This is a genomic window from Pseudomonas sp. NY15372 (assembly GCF_048068215.1).
In the GTDB taxonomy this organism is placed as follows: Bacteria; Pseudomonadota; Gammaproteobacteria; order Pseudomonadales; family Pseudomonadaceae; genus Aquipseudomonas; species Aquipseudomonas guariconensis_A.
Window position 1 is genome coordinate 45,353 of sequence record NZ_JBLUPY010000024.1, and the last position, 11,895, is coordinate 57,247.

Annotated in this window: 11 protein-coding genes and 1 riboswitch; all 11 genes read left to right on the forward strand. The window is 67.5% G+C overall.

What is annotated here, in order from left to right; all coding sequences use genetic code 11:
• Window positions 1-47 precede the first annotated feature (47 nt).
• The 11 genes from ACNFG0_RS16335 to ACNFG0_RS16385 all read left to right on the forward strand — a co-directional run bounded on the left by ACNFG0_RS16335 (window position 48) and on the right by ACNFG0_RS16385 (window position 11,745).
• A complete protein-coding gene (locus ACNFG0_RS16335; protein ID WP_416765623.1) occupies window positions 48-2,633 on the forward strand; it encodes a dermonecrotic toxin domain-containing protein in 2,586 nt (861 codons plus the stop codon).
• A riboswitch (cobalamin riboswitch) is annotated at window positions 2,634-2,859 on the forward strand. It abuts the gene before it with no gap.
• A gap of 120 nt (window positions 2,860-2,979) precedes the next feature.
• The gene (cobO, locus tag ACNFG0_RS16340) at window positions 2,980-3,591 is read left to right on the forward strand and encodes a cob(I)yrinic acid a,c-diamide adenosyltransferase (protein WP_196146266.1); all 612 of its coding nucleotides are present in this window, start codon (window positions 2,980-2,982) and stop codon (window positions 3,589-3,591) included.
• Window positions 3,588-4,883: a cobyrinate a,c-diamide synthase gene (locus ACNFG0_RS16345; RefSeq protein WP_416765626.1), complete on the forward strand. Its 1,296-nt coding sequence runs from the start codon at window positions 3,588-3,590 to the stop codon at window positions 4,881-4,883. Before cobO ends, ACNFG0_RS16345 begins: the two co-directional genes overlap by 4 nt.
• Window positions 4,880-5,530, forward strand: coding sequence for a 5,6-dimethylbenzimidazole synthase (gene bluB / locus ACNFG0_RS16350; RefSeq protein ID WP_196146268.1), 651 nt, complete (start codon window positions 4,880-4,882; stop codon window positions 5,528-5,530). Before ACNFG0_RS16345 ends, bluB begins: the two co-directional genes overlap by 4 nt.
• Window positions 5,527-6,435 carry an adenosylcobinamide-phosphate synthase CbiB gene (gene cbiB, locus ACNFG0_RS16355; RefSeq protein WP_416765627.1) on the forward strand — a complete coding sequence of 303 codons (909 nt, stop codon included), beginning with the start codon at window positions 5,527-5,529 and terminating at the stop codon, window positions 6,433-6,435. Before bluB ends, cbiB begins: the two co-directional genes overlap by 4 nt.
• Complete coding sequence (gene cobD, locus ACNFG0_RS16360) at window positions 6,428-7,420, forward strand: threonine-phosphate decarboxylase CobD (RefSeq protein ID WP_416765628.1); 993 nt, start codon at window positions 6,428-6,430, stop codon at window positions 7,418-7,420. The genes cbiB and cobD overlap by 8 nt, the downstream gene beginning before the upstream one ends.
• Window positions 7,417-8,871 (forward strand): cobyric acid synthase, encoded by a 1,455-nt coding sequence (locus tag ACNFG0_RS16365; RefSeq protein ID WP_416765629.1) that lies wholly within the window; start codon window positions 7,417-7,419, stop codon window positions 8,869-8,871. The genes cobD and ACNFG0_RS16365 overlap by 4 nt, the downstream gene beginning before the upstream one ends.
• 1 nt (window position 8,872) lies before the next feature.
• A complete protein-coding gene (cobU, locus tag ACNFG0_RS16370) occupies window positions 8,873-9,394 on the forward strand; it encodes a bifunctional adenosylcobinamide kinase/adenosylcobinamide-phosphate guanylyltransferase (RefSeq protein WP_196146272.1) in 522 nt (173 codons plus the stop codon).
• The gene (gene cobT, locus ACNFG0_RS16375; protein ID WP_416765630.1) at window positions 9,391-10,446 is read left to right on the forward strand and encodes a nicotinate-nucleotide--dimethylbenzimidazole phosphoribosyltransferase; all 1,056 of its coding nucleotides are present in this window, start codon (window positions 9,391-9,393) and stop codon (window positions 10,444-10,446) included. Before cobU ends, cobT begins: the two co-directional genes overlap by 4 nt.
• On the forward strand, window positions 10,443-11,012 hold the full coding sequence (gene cobC / locus ACNFG0_RS16380) for an alpha-ribazole phosphatase family protein (protein ID WP_416765631.1): 570 nt from the start codon (window positions 10,443-10,445) through the stop codon (window positions 11,010-11,012). Before cobT ends, cobC begins: the two co-directional genes overlap by 4 nt.
• 1 nt (window position 11,013) lies before the next feature.
• On the forward strand, window positions 11,014-11,745 hold the full coding sequence (locus ACNFG0_RS16385) for an adenosylcobinamide-GDP ribazoletransferase (protein ID WP_196156059.1): 732 nt from the start codon (window positions 11,014-11,016) through the stop codon (window positions 11,743-11,745).
• Window positions 11,746-11,895 lie beyond the last annotated feature (150 nt).

The following is an 11,895-nucleotide window of genomic DNA, read 5'->3' on the forward strand; positions in this document are numbered from 1 at the left end:
GGCATTGGCAACCATGGCGGGCTCTAGATCACCAGGGCCTTCTTCCCATGCGCAACATCCAACAGACATTGCTGCACAACCTCCAAGTACTCGATACCGGGCGCGCGCTGACACGGCTGACTGACGATTTCCTGGACCATTTCCCCGACCCCTATCGACTCGCCCAGCGTCACGCCGAACAGGTCCTGCGGCGTCATACCGGCAAGGACTGGGATCCGGACCAGGTCTGGTGGCACCAGTTCACCGATGCGGCGTCCAGCAGTCGGAGCTTCACGGGTTGGGCTCATTACCAACGCCCCATCAAGTCTCAGCGCTTCACCGAGCTGATGATCGAGCGCTTCGATGTGGGCTTTCAAGACGCCACGGACGAACTGGACCTGTATGGCGGATTCTATTCCCAGGGCCCGCATGCGCAGCGGTTCGACGAGCGCAACGAAGTGCCCATGCTCGCCCGGGATGTCCAGAAGGACTTTTGGAAACTGGACTTCGCCCAGGTCGTGCGTGACGACATCGAGAGGTTCTGGAGAGCGCGCGCCGACGATTTCCGGGTGCTGGCCAAGATCAGCCTGCTGGCCCAATGCAAGGAGGCCGAGCAGGACGGAAGGATCACAGCGCAGGATGCCCCGCAAGTGCGCGCCCTCGTCTCGAGCGTGCTCGCGCGCTCCGGGCGAACCCCGACGCTGGAGGAGCTGCGCCAGGTAGCCGGGGAGGGGGAGGTCACCATCACCGTCTATCGCCCGCGCGTGGGTAGAGCTTGCCTGTATATCCTGCGCCCTACCGGCGGGCGCGTGTGGCTATACATGCCCTACGACGAGCAGGCCTTGCGCGGGTTCGCCTCCGAGCAGGCCATGGCGCACTGGTTGCGTGGTTGGGCGGGCACTGCCGAGGGCATGCGACGATTGAGGGCGGCGGTGATCTTCGACGAGCATCTGGGCGATGGGCGCGAGGCGGCCGCGGATGCCCTGCAGCAGCTCGCCAACAGCCCGAGCGATGCTGCGGCCCTGAAACTGCTCCAGCAATCCAGTACGGCGGGCAACAGTCAGCTGTTTTCCCAATTGCAGGAAGATGCCAGAAGCGACATGCGCCACAACGCCCAGCTGATGGTCGACAACCGGCAATTGCGCAAGGCCATGCTCACCGGTTATCTCGCGGCCTTCATCAAAGTTGGCGCTTTGCTGGTGCCATTGTCGCCCGGTATCAGCCTGGCACTGCTGGCGGCGTCGGTGACCAAGCTCTGGCTGGACGTGGATGCGGCTACCCATGCACGCAGCCGTATGGCGCGGCAAGGGGCCTTGCGCGCCGCCATCGTCGATTCGATTTTCGCCGCATTGAACATGATCGAGCTCGGCTTCGGCGCCAGCCATGCCGCTTTGGCCTACCGAGCGCCGTTCCATGAAACGGACGTGTCGCTGGGCAGCTGGCAGCCAGTTGCGCAGCCCCAGGGCTTGCTCGAAGCCCAGGAGGCTAATGACATCCTGGATGGCCTGCAACAAGGCAGCCAGGCGCTGCGTGGCATCCGCCTCGATGCCACGGGAGGATGCTGGATCGAACTGCAGGGCCTGCCGTATCGCGTGCGCTATGGCACCGAGTTGAAAACCTGGCTCATCGTGCCCCCCGACAACCCGTTCGCCTTCGGGCCGATACGCCCTGTACGCCTGAACGATGCGGGGGAATGGGAGTTGCTGGGCGCGCCTCGCCTGGCGGCGGGCGCGCCAGGAGACGGGCTTGCCCAGCAGTCGTCGGCCTTTTGGGATGAGTACATGCTCACCGATGAACAGCGCAGCGAGACCTTGTCGGACGCCGCCTTGGCGCGCCAGGAACATCTGCTCGAGCAGGCCGGCATACCTGAACTTGCGAGCGACGCCGAACCGTTGGTAGACGATGAAGGGTTCGACTACATCGACGACCATGGCGCCGCTACCTATACCTACAAACACGATGGCCTTTTCAGAAACCACCTGATCGATATCTACACCGCGGATGACGCCATCAATGATTACCTGCGCCAGGGGCAGCGGCATTTCGACTATGCCGACGAGGTCAGCTATCTGGACAAGCTGGCCGACTCCCTGGAGCAGCTACCCGCCGACGCCCAGGTGCCTCTGTACCGGGGTGGTTGCGGTGAGCGCGGTACCAGTGGTGTGCACTTTCGCAGTGGGCGCTTCAATACAGGTGACATTCTGGTCAATACCGACCTGACGTCCTTCACTGAAAACCCCTACATCATTCGTAAATTTTCGGCCGATCCGGACAAGCTTTCGACCCGGGGCCTGGAAGGGGTTTTCGACGATACCTCCGTGGTGTTCGAGCTGCCGGCTGGCCGCTACCACAGTGGCAAACAGATCGGGCCGTTCTCTGCGCATAAATATGAAGTCGAGACCCTTTTCCTGCCAGGGGCGTACTTCCAGATCGATGAAATCACCGAGGTCATCGGCGTCGATTACCGATTCGTCAAGGTCAGGCTCAACCAGGTGAGCAAGCCTCGAAGCGGCGCGGTGTATGACTTGCGCAGCGGTGAGTCGTTCGACAGAAGCGCCTATGTCGAGCGTTTGGGCGCGCCTCACCTGGTGGATCGCTTCTTTCCTTTGTCGACAGCCCCTGCATCATTTGACGCTCCCGGTCCAACCCTCTAACCTTCGCGACGTGTTTCAGGTGCCCTGCCAGCCAACGCTGGGCAGGGTGAAACTGGGAAGCCGGTGGGCGCCAGCGAAGGCGCGATTCCGGCGCTGCCCCCGCAACGGTAGGTGAGTCAAAGGCCGCGCAGGGCCACTGGGTGCATGCACCCGGGAAGGCGCGCGGTCCACGGGCCCAAGGCCCTGCTCACGAGCCCGGAGACCGGCCTGTCACTGCCAACGGCATCACGGAGGGTGATGCGCGGTGCACTGTGGCGCGTCTGCCACGGCTCCTGCGCGTTCTCCGGCTGCCTGCCTATCGACCTGTCCTCGCCCTGTGCGCGGCGACAGCCTGCGGAGAACCCTGATGAGCGAAACCACCGAACGCGACGAGCGTCACCTGGCGCGTATGCAGCGCAAGAAGGCGATCATCGACGAGCGTATCGCCAATGCCCCCAACGAATGCGGCCTGCTGCTGGTGCTTACCGGCAACGGCAAGGGCAAGAGCAGCTCGGCCTTCGGCATGCTCGCCCGTGCCCTGGGCCACGGCATGCAGTGTGGCGTGGTGCAGTTCATCAAGGGGCGTAACAGCACCGGCGAAGAGCTGTTCTTCCGCCGCTTCCCTGAACAGGTGCGCTATCACGTGATGGGCGAGGGCTTCACATGGGAAACCCAGGACCGCCAGCGTGACATCGCCGCCGCCGAAGCCGCCTGGGCAGTTTCGCGCCAGATGCTGCAGGACCCTTCGGTGCAGTTCGTGGTGCTCGATGAACTGAACATCGCCCTCAAGCACGGTTACCTCGACCTCGACCAGGTACTGGCCGACATCCAGGCGCGCCCGCCGATGCAGCACGTGATCGTCACCGGCCGTGCCGCCAAGCCGGAAATGATCGAGCTGGCCGACACCGTCACCGAGATGGGCGTGGTCAAGCATGCCTTCCAGGCCGGTATCCGCGCGCAGAAGGGCGTGGAGCTATGAGCCAACCCCGGCATTGCCCGGCGGTGCTGATCGCAGCACCGGCTTCCGGCCAGGGCAAGACTACGGTCACCGCTGCCCTGGCGCGTCTGCATCGCAACCTGGGCCGCAAGGTTCGGGTTTTCAAGTGCGGGCCGGACTTCCTCGACCCGATGATCCTCGAACGCGCCAGCGGCGCGCCGGTGTACCAGCTCGACCTGTGGATGATCGGTGCCGAGGAAAGCCGGCGCCTGCTCTGGGAGGCGGCGGGCGAGGCCGACCTGATCCTGATCGAAGGGGTCATGGGACTGTTCGACGGCACTCCGTCCAGCGCTGACCTGGCACGTCATTTCGGCGTGCCGGTGCTGGCGGTGATCGACGGCACGGCCATGGCCCAGACCTTCGGCGCCTTGGCCCTGGGCTTGGCGCGCTACCAGGCCGACCTGCCCTTTGCCGGGGTGCTGGCCAACCGGGTCGGCAGCCTGCGCCACGCACAATTGCTCGAAGGCAGCCTGAGCGAGGGCCTGCGCTGGTACGGCGGCTTGTCCCGTGAGCGCGGCATCGAGTTGCCCAGCCGCCACCTGGGGCTGGTCCAGGCCAGCGAACTCAACGACCTGGACATGCGCCTGGACGCTGCCGCCGATGCCCTGGGGGCCAGCTGTGACGCCACCTTGCCGCCACCGGTGGCGTTCGACGCACCTGTGTCGGCGGCCAGCGCCGCGAGTTTGGCCGGTGTGCGCATCGGCGTCGCCCGGGACGAAGCATTCGCCTTTACCTATGGGGCCAACCTCGATCTGCTGCGCAGACAGGGCGCGCAGCTGGTGTTCTTCTCGCCGGTCCATGATGCTGAGCTGCCGCCCGTCGACAGCCTCTACCTGCCCGGCGGCTACCCGGAGCTGCACCACCGTGCTCTGGCCGGCAACGCCCCGATGCTGGAGGCGATCCGCGCCCACCACGCCCAGGGCAAACCCGTGCTGGCCGAATGTGGCGGCATGCTCTACCTGCTCGACGCCCTGACCGACGTGGCCGGCGAGCGGGCCGAACTGCTCGGCCTGCTGCCGGGCGAGGCGGTGATGCAAAAGCGCCTGGCAGCCCTGGCGCTGCAAGCGGTGGAGCTGCCCGAAGGCACCCTGCGCGGCCATACCTACCATCATTCGCTGACCACCACGGCGTTAGAGCCGATCGCCCGCGGGCAGAGCCCCAACGGCGGGCGCGGCAACGAGGCGGTGTATCGCATCGGCCGCCTGACCGCGTCCTACGTGCACTTCTATTTCCCCTCCAACCCCGACGCGGCGGCGGCGCTGTTGCGACCATGAGCGAGCACGCCTTCTCCGATGCCGAGCGCGCCGCGGTTTACCGGGCCATCGGTGAGCGTCGCGACATGCGCCATTTCGCCGGCGGCGAGGTGGCGCCCGAGTTGCTTGCCCGTCTGCTGGCGGCGGCCCACCAGGCCCCTAGCGTCGGCCTGATGCAGCCGTGGCGCTTCATTCGCATCAGCGAACGAACCCTGCGTGAGCGTATCCAGGCGCTGGTGGAGCAGGAGCGCCAGCGTACCGCCCAGGCCCTGGGCCAGCGCTCCGATGAATTCATGAAGCTCAAGGTCGAAGGCATCCAGGACTGCGCCGAAGTGCTGGTGGCCGCGCTGATGGACCACCGCGAAGCCCACGTTTTCGGCCGGCGGACCTTGCCGGAAATGGACCTGGCCTCCCTGGCTTGCGCCATCCAGAACCTGTGGCTGGCGGCCCGCGCGGAAGGCCTGGGCATGGGCTGGGTGTCGTTGTTCGACCCCCAGGCCTTGGGCCTGCTGCTGGGCATGCCGGCGGGCGCCAAGCCGGTGGCGGTGCTGTGCCTGGGCCCGGTGGTCGAGTTCTACCCGGCGCCGATGCTGGTGCTGGAGCAGTGGGCGCAGGAGCAGCCTTTGAGCGAAATGCTCTTCGAGAACCAATGGGGAGAACGCCGATGAGCGTGGCCTTGCTGACCGTGGCCGGGGTGGCCCTGGATGCCTTGCTGGGTGAACCGAGGCGCTGGCACCCGCTGGTGGCCTTCGGCAACTTCGCCTCGCGCCTGGAACAGCGCTTAAATGCGGGCGGGCGGGGCTGGCGCAGCCACGGCGTCAGCGCCTGGTTCCTGGCCGTGGTGCCGCTGACATTGCTGGCGCTGATCCTTTCCTGGCTGCCGGGTATCGGCTGGCTGGTGGATGTGCTGGCGCTGTATTGCGCCCTGGGCCTGCGCAGCCTGGGCGAGCACGTGCTGCCGGTGGCCGAGGCCTTGCGCCGTGGTGACCTGGGCGAGGCACGCCGGCGCGTGGGTTACCTGGTCAGCCGCGAAACCCGCGAGCTGGACGAGCCCGCCGTGGCGCGCGCGGCCACTGAGTCGGTGCTGGAGAACGGCAGCGACGCGGTGTTCGCCGCCTTGTTCTGGTTCGTCGTGGCCGGTGCGCCCGGGGTGGTGCTGTACCGTCTGAGCAATACCCTCGATGCCATGTGGGGTTATCGTAATGCACGGTTCGAGCGCTTCGGTTGGGCTGCGGCACGGATTGACGATGTGCTCAACTACCTGCCCGCCCGGTTGGTGGCACTCACCTATGCGCTGTTGGGCAAGACCCGCCTGGCCCTGGCCTGCTGGCGCAACCAGGCGCCGCTGTGGGACAGCCCCAACGCCGGCCCGGTGATGGCTGCCGGTGCCGGCGCCCTGGGCGTCGAACTGGGTGGCCCCGCGGTGTACCACGGCGAGTTGCATGAGCGCCCGCGCCTGGGCGAAGGCCCCATGGCCGATGTCGACGCCATCGAGCGGGGCTGGAGCCTGGTCCAGCGGGGCGTGTGGCTATGGCTGTTGCTGATCTGCCTGGGAGCCTACTGGAATGCTTGAACACGGTGGTCGCCTGCTGCGTGCGGTGCGCCGATACGGCATCGCCCGCGAACATTGGCTCGACCTCTCCAGCGGTATCGCCCCCTGGCCCTATGCAATCCCGCCGATCCCGCTGGACGCTTGGGCGCGCCTGCCGGAGATCGAGGACGGCCTGGAGCAGGCTGCGCGCGCCTATTACGGCGCGGCTGAACTGTTGCCGGTCGCCGGCTCCCAGGCGGCGATCCAGGCCTTACCCTGCCTGCGCCCGGCCGGGCGGGTCGGCGTGCTCTGGCCGTGCTATGCCGAGCATCCCCATGCCTGGCGACGGGCAGGGCATTCATTGGTCGAACTGGACGAAGCGCAGGTCGAGCAGAGGCTCGACAGCCTGGATGTGCTGGTGCTGGTCAACCCCAACAACCCCACGGGGCGGCGCATCGAGCGCGAACGCCTGCTCGACTGGCATGGCCGGCTGGCGCGGCGTGGCGGCTGGCTGGTGGTCGATGAGGCCTTCATGGACAACACGCCCGCCCACAGCGTGGTCGAGTGCGCCACGCGCCCTGGGCTGATCGTGCTGCGCTCGTTTGGCAAATTCTTCGGCCTGGCCGGCGTGCGCCTGGGCTTCGTGATGGCCGAGCAAGCATTGTTGCAGCGTCTGGCCGACCTGCTTGGGCCCTGGACCATCAGCGGGCCCACCCGGGTGCTAGGGCAGGCCTGTTTCCGCGACGGCGCGGCGCATGCGCTGCAAATCGCCCGCTGCGCCCAGGCCAGCCAACGCCTGGCTGCATTGCTGGTCGACGCTGGCCTCTCGCCCCTTGGCGGCTGCGACCTGTTCCAGTACGTGCGCAGCGAGCGGGCCGCGCACCTGCAGCATTTTCTCGCCCACCGCGGCATCCTGGTGCGTCTGTTCGAGCAGCCAGCGGCCGTGCGCCTTGGCCTGCCTGCCAGCGCTGCGGATGAGCAGCGCCTGCGTCAGGCCCTGGCGGACTACCAGAAGGAATCGGCATGACCACGCTCATGGTGCAAGGCACCACCTCCGATGCCGGCAAGAGTACGCTGGTCACCGCCCTGTGCCGTTGGCTGTTGCGCCAGGGTATCGGTGTGGTGCCGTTCAAGCCGCAGAACATGGCGCTCAACAGCGCGGTGACCGCCGACGGCGGCGAGATTGGCCGCGCCCAGGCGGTGCAGGCCCAGGCCTGCCGGCTGGCGCCGCACACCGACATGAACCCGGTGCTGCTCAAGCCCAACAGCGACACTGGGGCGCAGGTGATCGTCCACGGCCGTGCAGTGACCTGCATGAATGCCGTGGCCTACCACGACTACAAGGCTATCGCCATGCAGGCTGTGCTGGCTTCCCATCAGCGCCTCAGCGCCGCCTACCCGGTGGTGATGGTCGAGGGCGCGGGCTCGCCGGCGGAAATCAACCTGCGTGCCGGCGATATCGCCAACATGGGCTTCGCCGAGGCGGTGGACTGCCCGGTGATCCTGGTGGCCGACATCAACCGTGGTGGGGTCTTCGCCCACCTGGTCGGCACCCTCGAACTGCTGTCGCCGAGCGAGCAGGCGCGAGTCAAGGGCTTCGTCATCAACCGTTTCCGCGGCGACATCGCCTTGCTGCAACCGGGCCTGGATTGGCTGGAACAGCGCACCGGCAAACCGGTGCTGGGCGTGCTGCCCTACGTCACCGACCTGCACCTGGAAGCCGAGGATGCCATCGATGTACGCCAGGCAACCCAGCAGGGGCGCTTGCTCAAGGTGATCGTGCCGGTGCTGCCGCGCATCAGCAACCATACGGACTTCGACCCGTTGCGCCTGCATCCGCAGGTCGACCTGCAGTTCATCGGCCCAGGCCAGCCGATCCCGCCGGCCGACCTGATCATCCTGCCGGGCTCCAAGAGCGTGCGCGGCGACCTGGCGCAACTGCGCGCGCGTGGCTGGGACGCCGCCATTGCCCGGCACCTGCGCTACGGTGGCAAGCTGATCGGCATCTGCGGCGGCCTGCAGATGCTCGGCCAGCAGGTGCACGACCCGCTCGGCCTGGAAGGGGAGGCCGGCTCCAGCCCTGGGCTGGGGCTGCTGGACTACGCCACCGTGCTGGAGGCCGAAAAGCAGTTGCGTAACGTCTGCGGCACCCTGGGCCTGGAGCAGGCTGCGGTCAGCGGCTATGAAATCCATGCCGGCGTCACCCGTGGCCCAGCCCTGGAACGCCCGGCGGTTCAGCTGGCCGATGGCCGCTGCGATGGCGCGATCAGTGCCGACGGCCAGATCCTCGCCACCTATCTGCACGGCCTGTTCGAAGGCAGCCACTCGTGCGCCGCGCTGCTGCGTTGGGCCGGGTTGGACGATGCCCAGGTCATCGACTACGAAGCCCTGCGCGAACGGGACATCGAGCGCCTGGCCGACCTGGTGGAACGCCACCTGGACACCACGCGCCTGCGTGAACTGTGTGGAGTCGCCTGACATGCGCAACCTGATCCTCGGCGGTGCCCGCTCCGGCAAGAGCCGCCTGGCCGAACAGTTGGCCGTGGCCAGCGGCCTGCCGGTCACCTACATCGCCACCAGCCAGCCGCTGGATGGCGAGATGAACGAACGTGTGCAGTTGCACCGCCAGCGCCGCCCCGCCGAATGGGGGCTGCTCGAGGAGCCCCTGGCCCTGGCCGCGGTGCTGCGCGCGCACGCCGATACCGGCCGCTGCCTGCTGGTGGATTGCCTGACCCTGTGGCTGACCAATCTGCTGATGCTCGAAGACGACCAGCGCCTGGCCCAGGAGCGCGATGCACTGCTCGACTGCCTGCAGACCCTGCCCGGCACCCTCATCCTGGTCAGCAACGAAACCGGCCTGGGCGTGGTGCCCATGGGCGAGCTGACCCGCCGCTATGTCGACCTGGCCGGCTGGCTGCACCAGGCCGTGGCCGAGCGCTGCGAACGTGTGGTGCTGACGGTCGCCGGCCTACCTCTCATGCTCAAAGGACCTGCCCTATGAACCAACCCTGGTGGCGCGCCCCCTGCCAACCGTTCGATACCGCTGCCATGGAGCAGGCGCGTGCCCGCCAGCGACAGTTGACCAAGCCGGCGGGCTCGCTTGGCCAGCTGGAAGGCCTGGCCGTGCATCTGGCCGGCTTGCAGGGCTGTGAACGGCCATCCCTCGAGCAGGTCGCCATCGCGATCTTCGCCGGTGACCATGGCGTGGTGGAGGAGGGCATCTCGGCCTATCCCCAGGCCGTGACCGGGCAGATGCTGCACAACTTCGTCGGCGGTGGCGCGGCGATCAGTGTGCTGGCGCGCGAGCTGGGCGCCAGCCTGGAAGTGGTCGACCTGGGTACGATCGATCTTGGCCTGGCATTGCCAGGCGTACATCATCTGCGCCTGGGCGCCGGTACCGCCAACTTCGCCCGCCAGCCGGCGATGACCGACGCACAGCTGCAGGCAGCCCTCGGCGCCGGGCGTGACAGCGCCCAGCGTGCGGCCGAACAAGGTGCCCGGCTGTTCATCGGTGGCGAAATGGGCATCGGCAATACCACCGCGGCCGCGGCCGTGGCCAGTATCCTGCTCGGCTGTCAGGCCCGTGAGCTGAGCGGCCCGGGCACTGGCCTGGACCCGGTCGGCGTGCGCCACAAGGCCGAGGTGATCGAGCGTGCCCTGGTGCTGCACGGGCTGCGCGCCGACGACCCGTTGCAGGCGCTGGGCTGTGTCGGCGGCTTCGAGATCGCCGCTTTGGCAGGTGCCTACCTGGCCTGCGCGCAACAGGGGGTGGCCGTGCTCGTGGATGGCTTCATCTGCAGCGTCGCCGCCCTGGTGGCTGTGCACCTGAATCCCCAGTGCCGCCCTTGGCTGCTGTTCGCCCATCAGGGCGCGGAGCCCGGCCACCGGGCAGTGCTCGAAGCACTGGAGGCGAGCCCGCTGCTGGCCCTGGGCCTGCGCCTGGGCGAAGGCAGCGGGGCCGCGCTGGCGGTCCCGTTGATGCGCCTGGCCTGTGCCCTGCACGGGCAGATGGCGACCTTTGCCGAGGCTGCCGTGGCGGATCGCCCGGCATGATCGTCGACCTGCTGCGCCACGGCGAGACCGAGCAGGGTGGTGGCCTGCGTGGCAGCCTGGACGATGACCTGACCGAGCGCGGCTGGGCACAGATGCACGCGGCGGTGGCCCAGGCCGGCCCTTGGGACGTGGTGGTGAGCTCGCCGTTGCGCCGCTGTGCCCGGTTCGCCGAGCAGCTCGGTGCCCAGCTGGCCTTGCCCGTGCAATGCGAGGTGGGGGTTCGTGAGCTGCATTTCGGTGACTGGGAAGGGCGCAGCGCCGCGCAGATCATGCAGGACCAGGCCGATGCGTTGGGCTGCTTCTGGGCCGACCCATATGCCTTCACCCCGCCCAACGGCGAGCCGGTGGGCGAGTTCGCCGAGCGGGTGCTGATGGCTATGGAGCATCTCGGTCGCCAGCATGCCGGCAAGCGCGTGCTGCTGGTCACCCATGGTGGAGTGATGCGCCTGCTGCTGGCGCGGGCCCGGGGCTTGCCGCGCGAACAACTGTTGCAGGTGGAGGTCGGGCATGGGGCGCTGGTGCGCCTTGCCCTGGCGGCCGATGGCCAGCTGCGCGAGGAGGCCTGACATGTCGCCCTTCTGGATCGCGCTGCAATTTCTCAGCAGCCTGCCGGTGCGCCTGCCAGGCATGCCCGAGCCTCGGCAGGTGGGCCGTTCGCTGCTCTACTATCCCTTGGTTGGCTTGCTGTTCGGCCTGGTGCTGTGGATGGCCAGCCATCTGCTGCAAGGCGCCGCTGCGCCTTTGCATGCGGCCTTGTTGTTGGCGCTATGGGTGGTGCTCAGCGGTGCCTTGCACCTGGATGGCCTGGCCGACAGTGCCGATGCCTGGCTAGGCGGTTTCGGCGACCGTGAGCGTACCCTGCGAATCATGAAGGATCCGCGCAGCGGCCCGATCGCCGTGGTCACGCTGGTGCTGGTCCTGTTATTGAAATTCTGTGCGTTGTGGGTGCTGGTGCAGCAGGATGCCGGCGGGTCGCTGGTGCTGGCGCCGGTGGTGGGGCGCGCGGCACTGCTCGGGTTGTTCATGGCCACCCCTTATGTGCGCCGGGGGGGCCTGGGGCAGGCGCTGGCCGATCACCTGCCGAAAGAGACCGCTGCCTGGGTGCTGGCGGGCTCTGCGCTGGCTGCGGTGGTACTCGGCGGGTGGCAGGTGTTGGGGGTATTGCTACTGGCGGTGCTGGTCTTCGCATGGGGACGCCACCTGATGTGTCGGCGCTTGGGGGGGACGACGGGGGACACGGCGGGTGCGTTGCTGGAGTTGGTGGAACTGGCGGTGGTGCTTGGGTTGGCATTGCTGTGAAGGATCGAGTCCAGCCCCATCGCCGGCAAGCCGGCTCCACACAGAGGGTCAGCACTGGCCGTTTGTTCTTTGCTCGACAGCGCAGCCCAAAGGGCTGGGTGACCTCCCGCAACAAGCGTACACAGGGCCTGTGGGAGCGGGCTTGCCCCG